General features: G+C 70.2%; 15 protein-coding genes and 2 pseudogenes. 6 read left to right on the top strand and 11 right to left on the bottom strand.

What is annotated here, in order from left to right:
- Positions 1–571: 571 nt before the first annotated feature.
- A pseudogene (locus ACGFYY_RS28865) lies at positions 572–832 on the bottom strand (hypothetical protein); the annotation flags it as partial.
- A gap of 740 nt (positions 833–1572) precedes the next feature.
- Here ACGFYY_RS28865 and ACGFYY_RS28870 point away from each other — a divergent pair.
- On the top strand, positions 1573–2823 hold the full coding sequence (locus tag ACGFYY_RS28870) for an esterase/lipase family protein (protein WP_393713774.1): 1251 nt from the start codon (positions 1573–1575) through the stop codon (positions 2821–2823).
- 145 nt (positions 2824–2968) lie between these two features.
- Here ACGFYY_RS28870 and ACGFYY_RS28875 read toward each other — a convergent pair whose 3' ends face one another.
- Positions 2969–3559: a hypothetical protein gene (locus ACGFYY_RS28875; protein ID WP_393713776.1), complete on the bottom strand. Its 591-nt coding sequence runs from the start codon at positions 3557–3559 to the stop codon at positions 2969–2971.
- Positions 3556–3855 (bottom strand): hypothetical protein, encoded by a 300-nt coding sequence (locus ACGFYY_RS28880; RefSeq protein ID WP_393713778.1) that lies wholly within the window; start codon positions 3853–3855, stop codon positions 3556–3558. Before ACGFYY_RS28880 ends, ACGFYY_RS28875 begins: the two co-directional genes overlap by 4 nt.
- A 555-nt stretch (positions 3856–4410) precedes the next feature.
- Between ACGFYY_RS28880 and ACGFYY_RS28885 the strand changes: the two genes are divergently transcribed.
- The 3 genes and pseudogenes from ACGFYY_RS28885 to xdhC all read left to right on the top strand — a co-directional run.
- Entirely contained in the window at positions 4411–5874 is a 1464-nt protein-coding gene (locus ACGFYY_RS28885) for a xanthine dehydrogenase small subunit (RefSeq protein ID WP_393713780.1), read from the top strand.
- The gene (gene xdhB / locus ACGFYY_RS28890; RefSeq protein WP_393713782.1) at positions 5871–8279 is read left to right on the top strand and encodes a xanthine dehydrogenase molybdopterin binding subunit; all 2409 of its coding nucleotides are present in this window, start codon (positions 5871–5873) and stop codon (positions 8277–8279) included. The genes ACGFYY_RS28885 and xdhB overlap by 4 nt, the downstream gene beginning before the upstream one ends.
- Position 8280: 1 nt before the next feature.
- A pseudogene (xdhC, locus tag ACGFYY_RS28895) lies at positions 8281–9081 on the top strand (xanthine dehydrogenase accessory protein XdhC); the annotation flags it as partial.
- Positions 9082–9350: 269 nt separating this feature from the next.
- On the opposite strand, the gene ACGFYY_RS28900 reads toward xdhC, so the two are convergent.
- Both ACGFYY_RS28900 and ACGFYY_RS28905 read right to left on the bottom strand, forming a co-directional pair.
- Entirely contained in the window at positions 9351–9458 is a 108-nt protein-coding gene (locus tag ACGFYY_RS28900; RefSeq protein WP_393713784.1) for a DUF6357 family protein, read from the bottom strand.
- 10 nt (positions 9459–9468) lie between these two features.
- Complete coding sequence (locus tag ACGFYY_RS28905) at positions 9469–9846, bottom strand: helix-turn-helix domain-containing protein (protein ID WP_365277693.1); 378 nt, start codon at positions 9844–9846, stop codon at positions 9469–9471.
- Positions 9847–9988: 142 nt separating this feature from the next.
- Here ACGFYY_RS28905 and ACGFYY_RS28910 point away from each other — a divergent pair, with 142 nt between their 5' ends.
- Positions 9989–10396 carry a RidA family protein gene (locus tag ACGFYY_RS28910; RefSeq protein ID WP_393713786.1) on the top strand — a complete coding sequence of 136 codons (408 nt, stop codon included), beginning with the start codon at positions 9989–9991 and terminating at the stop codon, positions 10394–10396.
- Between the two features lie 37 nt (positions 10397–10433).
- Here the strand turns inward: ACGFYY_RS28910 and ACGFYY_RS28915 are convergent, their stop codons facing one another.
- The 5 genes from ACGFYY_RS28915 to ACGFYY_RS28935 all read right to left on the bottom strand — a co-directional run bounded on the left by ACGFYY_RS28915 (position 10434) and on the right by ACGFYY_RS28935 (position 15683).
- Positions 10434–11675 (bottom strand): PP2C family protein-serine/threonine phosphatase, encoded by a 1242-nt coding sequence (locus tag ACGFYY_RS28915; RefSeq protein WP_393713788.1) that lies wholly within the window; start codon positions 11673–11675, stop codon positions 10434–10436.
- Between the two features lie 94 nt (positions 11676–11769).
- Entirely contained in the window at positions 11770–13368 is a 1599-nt protein-coding gene (locus tag ACGFYY_RS28920; RefSeq protein ID WP_393713790.1) for a hypothetical protein, read from the bottom strand.
- A gap of 176 nt (positions 13369–13544) precedes the next feature.
- Positions 13545–14201: a GNAT family N-acetyltransferase gene (locus ACGFYY_RS28925; RefSeq protein WP_393713792.1), complete on the bottom strand. Its 657-nt coding sequence runs from the start codon at positions 14199–14201 to the stop codon at positions 13545–13547.
- A gap of 86 nt (positions 14202–14287) precedes the next feature.
- Positions 14288–14653 (bottom strand): hypothetical protein, encoded by a 366-nt coding sequence (locus ACGFYY_RS28930; protein WP_202186032.1) that lies wholly within the window; start codon positions 14651–14653, stop codon positions 14288–14290.
- 169 nt (positions 14654–14822) lie between these two features.
- Entirely contained in the window at positions 14823–15683 is an 861-nt protein-coding gene (locus tag ACGFYY_RS28935) for a hypothetical protein (RefSeq protein ID WP_393713794.1), read from the bottom strand.
- A gap of 141 nt (positions 15684–15824) precedes the next feature.
- Between ACGFYY_RS28935 and ACGFYY_RS28940 the strand changes: the two genes are divergently transcribed.
- Entirely contained in the window at positions 15825–16361 is a 537-nt protein-coding gene (locus tag ACGFYY_RS28940; protein WP_365277712.1) for an NUDIX hydrolase family protein, read from the top strand.
- 47 nt (positions 16362–16408) lie between these two features.
- Here the strand turns inward: ACGFYY_RS28940 and ACGFYY_RS28945 are convergent, their stop codons facing one another.
- A complete protein-coding gene (locus ACGFYY_RS28945; protein WP_393713796.1) occupies positions 16409–16981 on the bottom strand; it encodes a TetR/AcrR family transcriptional regulator in 573 nt (190 codons plus the stop codon).
- Between the last annotated feature and the right edge of the window lie 54 nt (positions 16982–17035).

The following is a 17035-nucleotide window of genomic DNA, read 5'->3' on the forward strand; positions in this document are numbered from 1 at the left end:
TCGCCTGACCGTTGTCGAGGTTCGTCACCTTCAACTTCGTCCCCACCGGGAACGTCCCGCTCGACGCCGCCGGCGCACCCGCCTCACCCGACAACGTCACCGTCGACCCCTGACACACCACCTCACCGGTCGCCGGGGGCACCTGCGCAGCCGCCCCACCGGACGCACCCGCGCCACCCGCCGCAGGAGCCGCAGGCGCCGCCGGGGCTGCCGCCTCGCCGCCACCACCCACCCGCTCGATACGCGCCCGCCGGATCAAGTTCTTCCCCGGCTCCCGCACCTTCTCGAACGCCGCATTGTTCAGCAACACGCAACTTCCCGACGGACCGTTGACCGTCACGGTCGTCGCCTGACCGTTGTCGAGGTTCGTCACCTTCAACTTCGTCCCCACCGGGAACGTCCCGCTCGACGCCGCCGGCGCACCCGCCTCACCCGACAACGTCACCGTCGACCCCTGACACACCACCTCACCGGTCGCCGGGGGCACCTGCGCAGCCGCCCCACCGGACGCACCCGCACCACCCGCCACAGGAGCCGCCGGGGCTGCCGGGGCTGCCGCCTCGCCGCCACCACCCACCCGCTCGATACGCGCCCGCCGGATCAAGTTCTTCCCCGGCTCCCGCACCTTCTCGAACGCCGCATTGTTCAACAGCACACAACTACCCGACGGACCGTTGACCGTCACGGTCGTCGCCTGACCGTTGTCGAGGTTCGTCACCTTCAACTTCGTCCCCACCGGGAACGTCCCGCTCGACGCCGCCGGCGCACCCGCCTCACCCGACAACGTCACCGTCGACCCCTGGCACACGACGTCGGGTTCTGCGGCGTTGCCGATCGCCACCGTGGCGGCGACCCCGCCGATCACCAGGGCTCCCGCGACGGCAGAGAACACGAGCTTCTTCTTGAGACTCATGGTCCGTTTTCTGGACACTTGGCACTCCTCGATCCGATGGACGTTGACGTTGCCCCCCTGACGTCCTGCATACGGCCGACCTCGCAAGGGAGTTCAGTCCTGTTGCCTTTTTACGAATCCGGCCGGGAGGAGGTTTGGATCGCCGCGTCGCGAGCCATCGCGAGGCTCGCAACTCTCGGAAGTACGTCCGAAGAAGCAGGTCACAGCCCCGAGGCTCAGGGTGGTCGACGGGTGCGCGGCACGCGTACCGATGGTCTTGATCGCCGCGGAGCAGGGAGACCACAGGCACGTTTAAGGTCCAGTTGATCTGCCCTTAACCCTCGCGAGGTGCTCACCACAAGGCCGCGCGGAGGGGACGACCACCGTCTGCGCGGGCGGCGGCCGCGTGTCGGGCCCGCAACATCGTTTCTTCCCTTGCAGGCCTGTGACCTGCGACAAAACCATATTCCACGTACGGGTGACATGGTCAGGATTCGGTGGTTTTGGGCCACTCGCTTCGGGATCATGGTTCCGGTTCCGCACATGACACCGGCACAAGGCCGTTGGCATGTGCAATCCGTCCCCGCGCGTATTCCGCGCCGTGACCGGGACGGCATCCGCCGCGCCCCCCGCCCCGGGGGCGGGCTGAACCGCACCACGAGACAGAGGAGCCGGACTACATGTCCATGCCTGTTGTGAGCATCTGGGACAACACCTTCCCGGGCGCCCAGCCCCACCACCCGAGGGCATCCGCGTGGGACACCGAGTGGCCTCTCGAAGGGGGCACGGCGTGGGTGTTCTACAGCAGCCCGGGCCAGACCCGCGTCAGGAAGCCGGTGATCCTCGCCGACGGATTCTCCTCCGGCAAGAGCGATCCCGACGCCCTGTGGAACGGCCTGGAGAACGGCGAGTACCCCTTCATCTCCAAGCTGCGGGAGGCGGGCTTCGACCTGGTGCTCCTGGGCTTCGACGAGCGGTCGGCATCCATCACCGACAACGCCGACGTGGCGATCCGTTGCATCGAGAAGGTGATCGAGGACCGCGAAGGGTCCGCCAGGCTGACGGTCGGCGGCTTCAGCATGGGAGGGCTGGTCACCCGCTACGCCCTGGCCAAGATGCACCACGACGGCGGCGACCACCAGACCGCGACCTTCCTCTCCTACGACACCCCGCACAGCGGAGCCTGGCTGCCCATCTCGGTCCAGGCCTTCGCGCACTTCGTGAAGGACAACTGGGGCGCCCTCCCCGGATTCGGCGAACTCCTCAGCAGCTTCTCGCGGATGATCAACAGCCCGGCCGCCCGACAGCTGCTGCGCTGGCACATCGAGAGCGTCACCGCGGAGGCCCGGCAGGACCAGGCCCGCACCGACTTCCTCGCGGAACTGGAGCGGGTGGGCAGCTGGCCCCCCGGCGTGCGACGGCTCGGGGTCGCCAACGGCACGGGCACCGGTGCCGGGAACAACATCCCGGCCGGCGTGACGGCGATGCGCACCACCGGTGCGGAGCTGACGGGCACCCGGCTGGACACCCAGGACACGGGCGAGCAGATCGTCGCCATCCTGAAGAAGACCGGATCCCCCGAGATCCCGATCAGCGTCAGCGGCCTGCCCGACATGGACGGCGCTCCCGGTGGACTGTTCCCCGAGGCCCTGAACCTGCCGGGCCGCCCCGCCAACTTCGGCACCGCCGCGATGCTGGCCGGGCTCCTCGAAGGCGCGCCGGCGGAACTCACGTACAACGCGACCACGTTCGTGCCGAGCGTCAGCGCGGTGGCGGCCGGCGCGATCGACGACCGCGACGCGCTCTACAGCAAGATCGACCCCGCCGACAGCGAGCTCGACCACTTCATGTGCGCGAGCGACAACCAGGGGCACACGGTCATCACCGTGGAACTCGGCCGGTGGATCCTGGACAAGCTCCAGACTCCCTGACCGGCGCCCTCCGCCGCATAGCCCCGCGGCCCCTGGCCCCTGGCTTCTGGCTTCCGGCTTCCGGCTTCCGGCCCGATGCCGTGACGGTGACCGTCCCGTATCCGCCTGACCGGCGGGCCGGGACGGTCACCGGCCCGTGCTGTCGTCAGTGTTCCTTGGCGGGACCGAGCGGCCGCTTGTAGTAGCGCCAAGGGAACCAGCCCGCACCGACGGGGATCCAGCCCTCCGCCTCCATCCGCCGGTGGCGACCGCCGGCGGAGAGCGTCACGCGGCAGTGCTCCCATGGGTACGCGGAGGCCTCCACCTCATGGAAGAAGGCTCCGTAGCCGACCAGGTGCCATCCGTCGCGTCCGGCCTCCTCCAGGGCGGCCATCTCGTTGAACGCGGTCAGCGGACTGAGGATGCGGCGCTCCGCGGCGCCCGGAACGCCGCCGGTCGGCACTTCGGGTGCGGAGCCGCCGGCGAACCTCTGCTGGGCGGCCTGCCGGCTCACTCCGAGGACCCGGCCCACCGTTTCCCAGCTGTGTCCGGCGGCCCTGGCACCCTGTACGGCCTCGCGCAGGAGCCGGCTCGCCTCCTCGGCCCCGACGCGCGAGGCGTCCACCAGGCGCAGGTAGCCGTCCGCGTCGTGTTCGAGTGCGTCGGCGAGGCCCTCGGGGGTACCGATGACGGCCGCCGCGATGCCCTCGCGGATCCGGGCGGCCTCCTGGGGGCCGAGCAGGGGTACGTCGCTCATCGCCGTGCGCCGGCGAGAGGCTCCGGCGCGTCGAGCACGTCCGCGGCGCGGCGGGCGCGGACCGCGGCGACATCGACCCGTGCCGCGCTACGGGCCACCAGAGCCCCCGCGGCTGCGACGAGGACGAGGGACGCGACGACCAGGGCGACCGAGGCGGCGGCCCCGAGCCGGTCGTGGAACACGGTGGTCACGGCGGGCAGGATCACCGTGATCGGCAGCAGGCCGGCCATGTTGGGGGCCGTGGTGGAGCGCGGGACGTCCTCCTCGGAGGGCGCCGTCAGCTTCAAGATCGACATGCGTCAAGAGAACCTTGACGCGACTCCCCCTGTCAAGTCTTCCTTGACACGAGCGCGGCGGCAGCCCCACGCCGCTCGGCCCCACTCCGCTCACCCCCTCGACCGGCCCATACGTCGAATTCCGGTCAACATCTCCATCTGCCGGATCCGGCCTTGCGCGGCCACGCTCCGTCGGCTCTTTTCTCCGCGGATCCACATGCTCTCCGCACGGTTACTTGACCGATGGACCTGCGACGACGTAACTTCGAGCCGACCGGCCCGTGAACTGATGGAGGAGGCGAAGTCGGATGTCGATCATCTCCGACCTGCACCGCCCCGCGCATCAGATCGCCTGGACCCCGGGTCTCGTAGCACACGGCTGCTGACCAGCCCTCTTCTCCGGTGTGCCCTTTTCGTGGCCCCGGCATCTTTCGATTTCTCACACCGCCTGCGGCACGTCGTCGCGTGCCGAGTCGCGCTCCGGGTTCCTTCCCGGGCTGCGCCAGCGAAATAGAAAGCCCCTGAAATGGCTACTAGCATAATCAGCTCGACCATGCGCGGAAATGAGGATGTGCCATGGTAGCGGCGCGGATCACCGTCAACGGGAAAGAGACACCGCTTTCCCCTGCTGCACCCCACACCACTGTGCTGGATCTCCTTCGCGAGCGTGGCCTCACCGGTACCAAGGAGGGCTGCGCCGAGGGTGAGTGCGGCGCCTGTTCGGTCCTGGTGGCCCGTCCCGGCGTGAACAAGCCCACCGACTGGGTGGCCGTCAACGCATGTCTGGTGCCGGCCGCGGCACTGGACGGCCAGGAGATCATCACCTCCGAGGGTCTCGCCACGGTCGGCGAACCCGGTACGCGACCCACTCTCCACCCGGTCCAGGAGGAGATGGCGGTCCGCGGCGGTTCCCAATGCGGTTACTGCACCCCCGGGTTCATCTGCAGCATGGCCTCCGAGTACTACCGGCCCGACCGCTGCGCGCACGACGAGCCTGCCGACGGCGGCGACGCCGAGCACGGTCCGAACGGCTTCGACCTGCACTCGCTGAGCGGCAACCTGTGCCGCTGCACCGGCTACCGCCCGATCCGCGATGCCGCCTTCGCGGTCGGCGAGCCCACCGAGGACGACCCGCTGGCTCAGCGGCGCGAGCAGGACCCGCCCGCGCCGGTCGCCACCGAATACACCCAGGACGGCGCCACGTTCCTGCGGAAGGACACCCTGGCCGAAACGCTGCGGCTGCTGCGCGAGCGGCCCGACGCGGTCGTGGTCGCCGGCTCCACCGACTACGGCGTCGAGGTGAACATCCGCTCCCGCCGGGCCGAGTGCGTGGTCGCCATCGACCGGCTGCCCGAACTCCGGGAACTGCGGGTCGAGTCCGACCACATCGAGATCGGCGCGGCGGTGACGCTCACCGAGATCGAGCGTCGCCTCGACGGCGACGTCCCGCTGCTGGCCGAGCTGTTCCCGCAGTTCGCCTCCCGACTCATCCGCAACAGCGGCACCCTCGGCGGCAATCTGGGTACCGGCTCCCCCATCGGTGACAGCCCGCCGGTACTGCTCGCCCTGGAGGCCTCGCTGGTGCTCGCCGACGCCGACGGTGAGCGCGTGGTCCCGCTGGCGGAGTACTTCACCGGCTACCGGCAGAGCGTGCGCCGCCCCGACGAGCTGATCCGCGCGGTGCGCATCCCGCTGCCGTTGTCCCCGGTCACGGCCTTCCACAAGATCGCCAAGCGCCGCTTCGACGACATCTCCAGCGTGGCGATCGGATTCGCGCTCGACATCGAGGGCGGAATCGTCCGCAAGGCGCGCATCGGTCTGGGCGGCGTGGCCGCCACCCCGATCCGTGCGCTCGCCACCGAGGCGGCCCTGGAGGGCAAGCCGTGGTCGGCGGAGACCGTCGAGGCCGCGGCCCGGGTCCTGCGGGGCGAGGGCACGCCGATGAGCGATCACCGTGCCAGCTCCATCTACCGTTCCGCGATGCTCGGCCAGAGCCTGTTGAAGCTGCACGCGCAAACCACCGAGGCGGTGTCTTCATGAGCCATTTGTCCGAGCGTCCCGAGAAGCCGGTCGTCGGCATCTCCATGCCGCACGAGAGCGCCGTACTGCACGTCACCGGCACCGCGCTCTACACCGATGACCTGGTGTACCGCACCAAGGAAACCCTGCACGCGTACCCCGTCCAGGTCATGAAGACCCGGGGCCGGATCACCGCGCTGCGCACCGAGCCCGCGCTCGCCGTGCCCGGTGTGGTCCGCGTACTGACGGTCGCCGACGTGCCCGGCGTCAACGACGCCGGCATGAAGCACGACGAGCCGCTCTTCCCCGACGAGGTCATGTTCCACGGCCACGCGGTCGCCTGGGTGCTCGGTGAGACCCTGGAGGCGGCCCGGCTCGGTGCGGCGGCCGTCGAGGTGGAACTCGACGAACTGCCGTCCGTCATCACGCTGAAGGAAGCGATCGCGGCCGAGAGCTTCCACGGCGCCCGGCCCCTGATGGTGACCGGTGACATCGACGCCGGCTTCGCCGACTCCGCGCACGTGTTCAGCGGCGAGTTCCAGTTCTCCGACCAGGAGCACTTCTACCTGGAGACGCACGCCGCGCTGGCCTACATCGACGAGGCCGAGCAGGTGTTCATCCAGAGCAGCACCCAGCACCCCTCGGAGACGCAGGAGATCGTCGCTCACGTCCTCGGTCTGCACAGCCACGAGGTGACCGTGCAGTGCCTGCGGATGGGTGGTGGCTTCGGCGGCAAGGAGATGCAGCCGCACGGCTTCGCGGCCATCGCAGCGCTCGGCGCCAAGCTGACCGGCCGGCCGGTCCGCGTGCGACTCAACCGCACCCAGGACCTCACCATGTCCGGCAAGCGGCACGGGTTCCACGCCGACTGGAAGATCGGTTTCGACGCCGACGGTCGCATCCAGGCACTGGATGCGACCCTGACCGCGGACGGCGGCTGGAGCCTGGACCTGTCCGAGCCGGTGTGCGCCCGCGCGCTGTGCCACATCGACAACACGTACTGGATCCCCAACGCCCGCGTCGCCGGTCGCATCGCCAAGACCAACAAGGTCTCCAACACGGCCTTCCGGGGCTTCGGCGGACCGCAGGGCATGCTGGTGATCGAGGACATCCTGGGCCGGGTCGCGCCACTGCTCGGCATGGACGCGATGGAGCTGCGCAAGCGCAACTTCTACCAGCCGGGACTCGGTCAGGCCACGCCGTACGGTCAGCCCGTCCCGCAGGCCGAACGGATCGCCGCCGTCTGGGAGCAGGTCGAGAACGACGGTGGCATCGCCGACCGCAAGCGTGAGATCGCGGCGTTCAACGCCGCGCACCCGCACACCAAGCGGGCGCTCGCGATCACCGGGATCAAGTTCGGCATCTCGTTCAACCTCACGGCCTTCAACCAGGCCGGCGCGCTGGTGCTGATCTACAAGGACGGCTCCGTCCTGATCAACCACGGCGGTACCGAGATGGGTCAGGGCCTGCACACCAAGATGCTGCAGGTGGCCGCGACCACGCTGGGTATCCCGCTGCACAAGGTACGGCTGGCGCCCACGCGGACCGACAAGGTGCCCAACACCTCTGCCACTGCCGCGAGTTCCGGTGCGGACCTCAACGGTGGTGCGGTGAAGAACGCCTGTGAGCAGCTGCGCACGCGGCTCCTGCAGGTGGCCGCGAGCCAGCTCGGTTCGAATGCCTCGGACGTGCGCATCGTCGACGGTGTCGCCCGCACCCTGGGCAGCGACAAGGAGCTGGCCTGGGACGACCTGGTGCACACCGCGTACTTCCAGCGCGTTCAGCTGTCGGCGTCCGGCTACTACCGGACCGAGGGGCTGCACTGGGACGCGAAGAGCTTCAGGGGCTCCCCGTTCAAGTACTTCTCCTACGGCGCGGCCGCTGCCGAGGTGGAGGTGGACGGCTTCACCGGCGGATACCGCATCCGTCGGGTGGACATCGTGCACGACGTCGGCGACAGCCTGTCCCCGATGATCGACATCGGCCAGGTCGAGGGCGGTTTCGTCCAGGGCGCGGGCTGGCTGACGCTCGAGGACATGCGCTGGGACACCAGTGACGGACCGAACCGCGGCCGGCTGCTGACCCAGGCGGCCAGCACCTACAAGCTGCCGAGCTTCTCGGAGATGCCCGAGGAGTTCAACGTCACGCTGATGGAGAACGCCACCGAAGAGGGCGCGGTGTACGGCTCCAAGGCGGTCGGTGAGCCTCCGCTGATGCTGGCGTTCTGCGTGCGCGAGGCGCTGCGTCAGGCGGCCGCGTCGTTCGGTCCCGCCGGGGTCAGTGTGGAACTCGCCGCACCCGCGACGCCGGAGGCGGTGTTCTGGGCGATCGAGTCGGTCCGCGAGAAGGCGGACGTGCCGAGCGGGGACGACCGCGCTCAGGGCGACAGCGTGATCCGTACCGACAGCGCTTTGAGCAATGCCTGACATGACCTGGATCGCCGCGGTCACGCGGTTGCGAGCACGCCGGGAGCCCGGCGTGCTCGTGACCGTCGCGACCGTGCGCGGCCATGCGCCCCGTGGGGCCGGTGCCAAGCTCGTCGTGGGACAGACCGAGACCTGGGGTTCGATCGGCGGCGGCAACATCGAGGCCGTCGCCATCGACCGGGCCCGCCAGCTCAACGTCGAGCCCGATCCGGAGCCGGAACTGATGGAGTTCGCCCTCAACGACAAGGTCGTCGGACCCCACGGTGTGCAGTGCTGCGGCGGTGCCGTCAGCCTGCTCCTCGAACCGCTGCCGGTGGTCCAGGCGGTGGCCGTGTTCGGCGTCGGGCACGTCGGACTGGAGCTGGCTCGCATCCTGGCGCGCCACAACATCGATCTGCACCTGATCGACACCCGGTCCGACATGCTCACCGACGAACGGCTCGTCGTGCTGTCGGACGCGGTGGCGCAGATCCATGTGCACCACACGCCGCTGCTTCCGGAGGAGGTGCTCGCGGAGCTGCCGCCCGGCGCCCACGTGCTGATCATGACCCATGATCACGCCGAGGACGCCGCGCTGTGCGATGCCGCCCTGCGCACCACGGGTCTCGGCTCGATCGGACTGATCGGCTCGGCCGCCAAGTGGGTGCGGTTCCGCAAGCGCCTGGCCACCGAGGGGGGTCACGACGCCGCCACCATCGACCGGATCAAGACTCCGATCGGGATGACCGAGATCACCGGCAAGGAGCCGGCCACGATCGCGGTGAGCGTGGCGGCGGACCTGCTCCGTACCTTCGAGCAGGACCGCCCCGCGGTGGTGCCGGACCCGGCGGTCGAGGCACCCGGGGTCCCTGAGGTCCCCGAGGGTCGAGAGGCCTCCGGGGTCCGCGAGGCCCCTGTGGTCCCCGTGGTTCGCGAGGCCCGCGCGGTCCGTGAGGCTCCTCGGAGCCCTGCGGTCCCCAAGGTCCGCGAGGTCCGCGTACGCTCCGGCATCCGCTAGGGCGCGCTTCCTTCGGATCCTGCCGAGCCGGGCGAACCCGGTCGGCAGGATCCGGATCCGATACGACGCTGGGACTACGGGGCGTTGCGCCGCCGGCGCGCGCTCTCGAACTCGGCGACGTCGTCCATCCAGGGGCCGTGCTGTTGGAGTGCGGCGTAGCCGCCGCGGACGAAGGCGCTCACCACGCGGCGGTCAGGTGTCGAAGCGCTGGCGTGATGCCTCGATGTGGTCGAGGTACCGATGGGTCCAGTCGCACATGACGTCCACGGTCTTGCGCAGGGCCTGGCCCGACTCCGTCAGGGAGTACTCCACCCGCGGCGGCACCGTGGGATACACGACGCGGACGACGAGGCCGTTGCGCTCCAACATCCTCAGGTTCTGGGTGAGCATCTTGTGGCTGATGCCTTCCACCTCGCTCCGCAGTTCCGTGAAGCGCAGGGTGCGCTCCCCCAGGGCCTCGATGATCAGGAGGGCCCACTTGTTGGCGACGTCCGAGAAGATCTCGCGTGCCAGGGAGTCCGCGCGCCTCAGGTCCGCGTGGGCGGAACCGTCGTTGAGCTGCTTGGTCACCGTGAGGTTCCCCTCTCACCAAAAAGTGCGTTCTTCCACGTCAGCGGCCACTCTCCTACGGTTACCGAGTAACCACAAGGGAGCGTGTGCTCCGCCCGCTTCTGCGGCAGCGCGCCCCGAATCCTCGTGACAGGGAGCAGACATGACCATCAACCTGGTGGACCCGGCGGGCCTGGTGAAGGTGGACCTCTACCGGCAGACGGCGGTGGCGACCGGCTCGAAGCTGGTCTTCGTCGCAGGGCAGGTCGCCTGGGACGCCGACGGCGCACTCGTCGGCGAGGGCGACCTCGTGGCCCAGGTCGAGCAGTGCTACCTCAACGTCGCCACCGCCCTCGCCGAGGCCGGTGCCTCGTTCGACCACGTCGTGAAGCTGACCGTCTACGCGGTCGACTGGGCCCCTGACAAGATGCCCCTGTTCGTCGACGGTGTCGCGCGGGCGGCCGCGAAGCTCGGCCCCCTCCCCGCCCCGCCGCTCACCGGGATCGGGGTCGCGGCACTGGCCGAGCCGGGCCTCCTCGTCGAAGTGGAAGCCATCGCGGTCATCGACTGATCGATGCCCGGCTCGTTCCCCTGCCCCGTGTACGGCGTCAGCCGGGCGTGGGGTGCCATTCCGCGAGCATGAGGGTGGCGTCGTCGCGAAGCCTGTTCCTCTGGTGCGCGAGGAGGTTCTGGATCAGGCGGCGCAGGGCCTCGGGAGAGGTGTCGCCCTCGGTCGCGGAACGGATGACGGCGTCGGCGAGGCGCTTCTCGCCGAACAGGTCACCGCCGGGTGAGCGGGCCTCGGTGACGCCGTCGCTGTAGATGAGGATGCGATCGCCCGGCTGGAGGCGTTCGTGGTGCGGAGCGGGCGGCCGCTCGGTGTGGAAGCCCAGCCCGAGCGGAAGTTGTGGGGTTCGTTCCAGGACGTGGGGCAGGACACGGCCCTCGCGGACGAGGAGCGGCGGCGGATGGCCGCAGTTGATCCACGTGAGCCGGCCGGTGTCGGTGTCGAGGTCGGCGATGATCCCGGTCATGAGGCGGCCCGGGATCCACTGCCCCAGCGTCCGGTCGATGGCGGTGGCGATGTCGGGCAGGGTGCCGTGGGAGCGGCGGGTCGCACGGCAGGTGGCCAGTCCGATGGCACTGGCTCCGCCGGAGGCCAGGTCGTGCCCCATCGCGTCCAGCAGGGTCAGGTGCAGGGTGCCGTGGTCCAGGCTGTGGTCGAAGGCGTCGCCGCCGACCTCGTAGGCGGGCTCCAGCACCGCGGACGAGGTGACGCTGGTGGTGCCGATCGTCCGCGGTGGCAGGAACGCCCACAGCAATTCCGACTGCACGCTCATCGGCTGTGTCCGCTCCCGGGTGATCAGGAGCTCACTGTGCAGGGACTTGGTGACCACGAGGAGGGCCAACAGGTCCGCCAGTGCCGCGCAGGCCCGCAGCACGCCGGTGGCGAGGTGGGAGGCACTGACCCGCAGGACCCCGACCCGCTCGACCCCGTCGATCATGGGGATGTAGGCGACCGTGCCGTCACGTGCCTGCTGGATCTGCTGGGTGCGGTAGGCCAGACCGGCCAGGGACGTATCGATGTCCAGTGCCTCGTCCTCGGCGGCGAGGTCGGGCTGGGGCAGTGCCACGAGCCGGGCCTGCTGCAGATCGGCCACGTAGATGCGGGCACCGTCGGCACCCAGACGCCGTGCGGCCTCGGCGATGACGGACGGCATCTGATGGGCTGTGGCCAGGTGGGCGCGGGCCAGGACGTGGACCAGTGCGGCCTCGGGCGCGTCCTCCAGCACATCGCTCCGATCCTCGTCCCCACCACCGGAGGCCGGCCGGTCGACCGACTCTGTCACCGTCATCCTGCCCGAGCCCCCGCCCGTCGCCTTGTCCGACACGGCGTACGGGGCGGGCCCGGGGACCCCGCTTCGCCGGTCGGGAAGAAAGGGCCTAGCCTCCGAGGGTGCTCAGCTTGTGCGCGTACAGCACGCGCTGGCAGTAGTCGGTCCCGGCCGGGTCCGCCGGGTCCTTGGTCGCCGTGCAGTCCGTCGCCGATCCCGGGCGGTGCTCCGAGAGGGACCACAGGCGTCCCGTGCCGCGCTCGATGTAGAGGTCCTCGGCGCCCCGGGCGGTCTTGACGGCCTGGCCGTCCTGGACCAGCCGGCCGTCGCTCCACTTGTAGCGCCACAGGTTTCCGGGCTCGTCCGTGCCCTTGGACTCGTTCACGTACAGCGTGCCGTCGTACGCCGCCGCGCCCTGGGCTCCGCCGCCCGCGAGCGGCAGGTAGTTCGCCCAGCCTTGGGCGGTGACGTCGGCGGAGCGGCCCTCCAGGGCCGCGACCGGGTAGGAGGCGATGCGTCCGGTGGAGGGGTAGCCGCTCTCCGGACGGCAGTACTCACCCATGATCAGCCGGTCCGGTCCGGTGCTGCGGTCCAGGGAGATGTAGGAGCTCTTCGGGGCGCCGGTGGAGACGCAGGCGAAGGAGCCCTTGGGGTTGCTCTGCGCCGCCTTGAACTTCCACGCGGCGACCTGCGGCATGACGTAGCGGTAGCCGAAGCTGTACCAGACGTTGTCGTGCCGCCCCACCTTCGTCTTGACCTCCACGTTCGAGGTGGTCCTGACCCCGTCGGTGTCGGTCCCCATCACGTCGTGCGTGCTGGGGTCGCCGTCCGGGTCCAGGTCCAGGATGGAGCGCATGTCGAAGACACGCAGGCCGTTACGGGTGTCCGCGACGTAGAGGTAGTTGCCGTACCAGACGATCCCACCGGCGTGGACTCCCTTCTGGATCGGGTACTCGCCCGCGTGCAGTCCGTCGAAGGAGATGTGGTCGGCGGAGTTCTCGTAGGTCCAACCCAGCAGGACATGGCGGTACTTGACCTCGGGGCTGCCGGTGGCCGGATTGTTCCTGCTCTGTACGAAGGTGATCCGGACACCCTTCTGGTTGCAGGCGTCGTCCGCCTCCAACTCGGCCGCGGTGCAGTCGCCGGCCGACGGGTTCGGGTCGTTCTCCCGGCCCGGGTCCCAGCCGTCGTAGGAGGCGAACAGCTGGATGTTCCCGGCGGCGCCCCACAGCTCGTTGTCCTTGGCGTCGGAGACCCCGGTGATGCCTTGCGGGACCCACTCCTGCGAGATGGAGTCGTCCTTCTGCAGGCAGTACTTGATGTCGGGGTCGGGGGCCGTACCGAAGGGGTCGCGGGAACACCATGGATCGACGGTGCGGTTCGCCCCGGCCAGTAGCTTCTGCACGCCGCCCGAGTCGGGCAGCACCGAGCCCAGGCGGGTCACCCGCCGGGTGGTCTCCGCGTTCATCTCACCGGGCTGCAGGGTGAAGTCGGCGGGCGAGGCCGCGCCGCCGGGACCGGCCCAGGCACCGGCGGCGAGCGGCGCGGGGGTGCCCTCGCTCGTGCGGGGCTCCTGGATCCAGGTCCCCGGCGCGTCGGACGCGGGGTCCTGCGCCTGCGCCGGTGCCGCGAGACCGGTGAACGTGAGCGCCGCCGTGGCGGCGGTGGCGGCCGCGAGCCAGGCACGGCGTATTCGGCTTGAGGGCATGCGGGAGTAGCCTCCGTTGCTCGTGTGACAGGGGAGTCAAGCGGAGGGTTCCAGAACACTTGTCCGAAACGCAAGCGTGATCGTTTCGACAACAACCTTGGCGAGAGCTGTGGTTGGCGGCATTTGACGACAACGGACCGATCCGTGAGCCGTGTCCACGGGCCGCGTCGTTCACCTCACGGCATGCGACCGCCGGCCGGATCGGGGTCCCGCCACATCGGCCAGAGGGTCGGCCCGCCGTCCGGGATCCGGATCTCTCCGGTGATCCGGAAGCCCAACTTCTCGTAGAAGGGGATGTTGGTGACGTTGCTGGACTCCAGGTACGCGGGGTGCCCGCGCCGGTCGCAGTCGGCCAGCTGCTGGCCGAGCAGCGCCGACCCGACGCCCATCCCCTGGAGCCCCCGGTCCGTCCCCACGGACGGCAGGTACCAGTGCGGCGTCGGCGGATGGACCTCGTGCATGGCGTTCTGGACCTCCCCGGCCCGCGGCAGCCCACGGAAGCCGAAGACGCGCGCGTACCCGGGCAGCGCCGCCAACTCCGCAGCCGCGGAGGGCTTCCAGCACCCGGGGCCCGACCACAACGCGGCCCCCAGCAACCGCCCGTCCCGCGTCGCCGCGACCCGGACGGCACCGGCGCGCGGTCGCTGCTGCCGCTGGGCCAGCCGGAAGTAGCGGGCGATGCCGCGTTCCCGGTCGGCGGCGGGAATCATCCATGACATGACCGGATCGTCGACGAAGGCGCGGGCCAGGAGCGCGGCGACCGCCCCGGACTCGGCGGGCCGGGCGAACCGGATCCCGTACCCCGCCGACGGCAGTGCTGAAGGTGCGCTCATGGGCCCACGGTAGGCAGGGGTGCCGGGCCGGGGCGGCCCCACGGTGCGGGACACGCCGTACGAGCCACCCGCTCGACCGCGTGAGGTCAGGAGGTGCGCTTCAGGGTCCAGGTGTTGGGGTTGAAGCTGGGGACGGCGGAGTAGCGACAGCCACTCGAGTAGTAGGTGTTGGTGATGGTCCAGCCGGCGGGCGGCCACGTGGACGCGCAGGCGTTGACCTGGGTGCCGACCGGGTAGCCTCTCAGGTCCTTGATCTGCTTGGTGTTGGGCGTGAAGCCGGAGCCACAGCCGCCGCTGTTCCACCACTGGGCGTCCACCCAGCCGTCCGGGGTGAGCGTGCTGGAGCACATGGTGAGCGTGTCGCCGGGTGCCGCCGAGGCGGGGCTCACGGCGATGGCGAGGGCGGTGACGGCCATGGTGGCCAGAGCGGCGGCGTGACGGATGCGGATCACGAGACGTTCCTTCCTCGGCGCACCGGGGATCGCTGCCGACGGTCGGCAGGCCTCAGCGGGCGCCGCCTCATTGCTATCCGACCGCTTCACGCTCCGGAAAGTCACCTTTTGGGCATAAGTGCACGGCGGTTTGGAGCCGCCACCCCTGCCCCACCCCCGGCCTCTCCTGTCAGCCGATCGGCTGCCGCATCTCGGCGCGCACCTTCAGGGTCGTCTCGGCGGTCTTGGCGAGGTCGACGGACCCGGGCTTCTGCAGCGCGGTCTCCTGGCCGACGATCCCGACCGAGGCGCCGGTGTTCTCGTCGGCCCAGGCGCACATCGGCAGGGAGCTCTCGATGCCGCCCTGTCGCACCGTCAGCACCTGGCAGGACAGGGTGACGTCGGATCCCGCGGGCGTGATGTCCCGAGCGGCGGCACCCAGGGACGAGCCCTCGGAGTCCGCGGCACCGCGCAGCATCTTCTCGCGGGCCTGCGCGGGGTCCTTGAACCGGCCGTACATCCCCGAGACGACAAGGGCGCCCGACTCCTTCGAGGACTCGAAGGCGTACTGGCCGACCACCGGCTTCGGATCGCGGATCTTCGAGTCGTAGGTGCCCTTCAGCGCCTTCTTGCCCTCGGTGTCCGAATGGTCCTGGACCAGCTGGTACTTGCCGTCCACCAGGGTCTTGGGAACGGTGAGCCGGTACCGGGCCTCGGGAAAGCCGGATCCGCTCAGAGCGGCTCCGATCACGCCGAGCACGCCGAGCACCACCACCGATCCGACGACGATCCCGATGACCAGGCCCGTCCGGTTCTTGCGCGGCGGCAGTCCCGTCGGAGGCTGCCCCCACGCTCCTCGACCGGGGTACTGCTGCGGCGGATACGGCCCGCCCGGGTACGGCTGCCCGGAATACGGCTGCCCCGGGTACGGCTGGCCCGGGTACACCTGCTGCGGTACGGGCTGTGCGGCGTACGGCTGTCCGCCGTGGGGGCTCGGGGGCTGCGGGGGCCCGTAGGGGCCGGGGGGTTGCTGGGGCGGGGGCATGCTCATGCTCAAACGGTACGTCAGCCCCTCGCGGGGCAGAATGTCGCGGGTCCGGGTCGCGGGGACGGGCCCCGCGGGTCCACTCTTCCCGGGTCGAGCGGACGTGTGATCTGGGCCGGAGCCCACCCTGGAAAGTAGGATCAAGGAATGTCTGACACGACCGAAACCACGCCCGGCTGGCTGAGCGACGACGAGCTGCAGATGGCCCGGGCCCAGATGCCGATCCTGTATGTCGAGGCCGTCCCCGTACGCGTGGACGACACCGGCGAAGTCACCACCATCGGACTGCTCCTGCGGATCGGCACGGACGGGGCGATCAGTCGGACCCTGGTGTCCGGCCGTGTCATGCACCACGAGCGGATCCGTGACGCGTTGCTGCGCCACCTGGAGAAGGACCTGGGGCCCGTGGCCCTGCCCCGCATTCCCTCGTCCCTCCAGCCCTTCACCGTCGCCGAGTACTTCCCCACGGCGGGGGTCACCCCGTACCACGACCCCCGCCAGCACGCGGTGTCCCTGGCCTACATCGTGCCGGTCACCGGTGACTGCCGGCCGCGTCAGGACGCCCTGGACCTGGTCTGGTTCAGCCCGCAGGAAGCGCTCTCCGCGGCCGTGCAGGGCGAGATGCCGGGTGGGCACGCGGCCCTGCTCAAGCAGGCTTTGGCGCACGTGGGGTACACGTACTGAAGTCCCCGCGCGGTGCGCGACACCGCACCCGACTCCGGCGACCCCGGCTACGAGGCCTGCGTCGGCGTGAACTTCGTGAGGATCAGCAGGGTGTCGACGAGGTCCTCGGCCGGGGCACCGGTGGCCAGGCGCCGTAGTTGCTGCCCGAAGACCAGAGCGACGGCCACCCCTGCCAGGCGTTCGGGGTCCTGGACGCCGAGGTGGGTCAGGATCCGGGTGGCCAACAGGTCGTAGGCGGCGAAGCAGTCGGCCGCGGCGGCGCGCAGCCGTTCGTCGCGGCCGGCCTGGACGTACAGCTCGAACGGCGCGATGTGGCGGCTGTCGAAGGCGTTGCCGCCCGCCACCTGTGCCACCACCTCGGCCGCCTGCCCGATGTCGAAGTGCTCGTCGGAGCACGTGTCGGCGAGTTCCGTGAAGTGCCGGGTCTCCTCGGCCACGAAGTGCAACAGGCTCTCGCGCAGCAGCTCGTGCTGGGTTGCGAAGTGGTAGGTGACGGAACCGAGGGAAACTCCGGCCTCCTTGGCGATCCGCCGGTTGGTGACGGCCGCGATGCCGTCCTGCCCGATGATCCGCAGTACGGCGTCGATGATGCTCTGGCGGGTGTCGGATGCCTGGGACATGGCGCAATTCTGCCCCATCGGCCCGCTGGGCCGCCCAGTTGGGGCGGGGCGGTC

The organism is Streptomyces sp. NPDC048331 (assembly GCF_043201215.1).
Classification (GTDB): Bacteria; Actinomycetota; Actinomycetes; order Streptomycetales; family Streptomycetaceae; genus Streptomyces.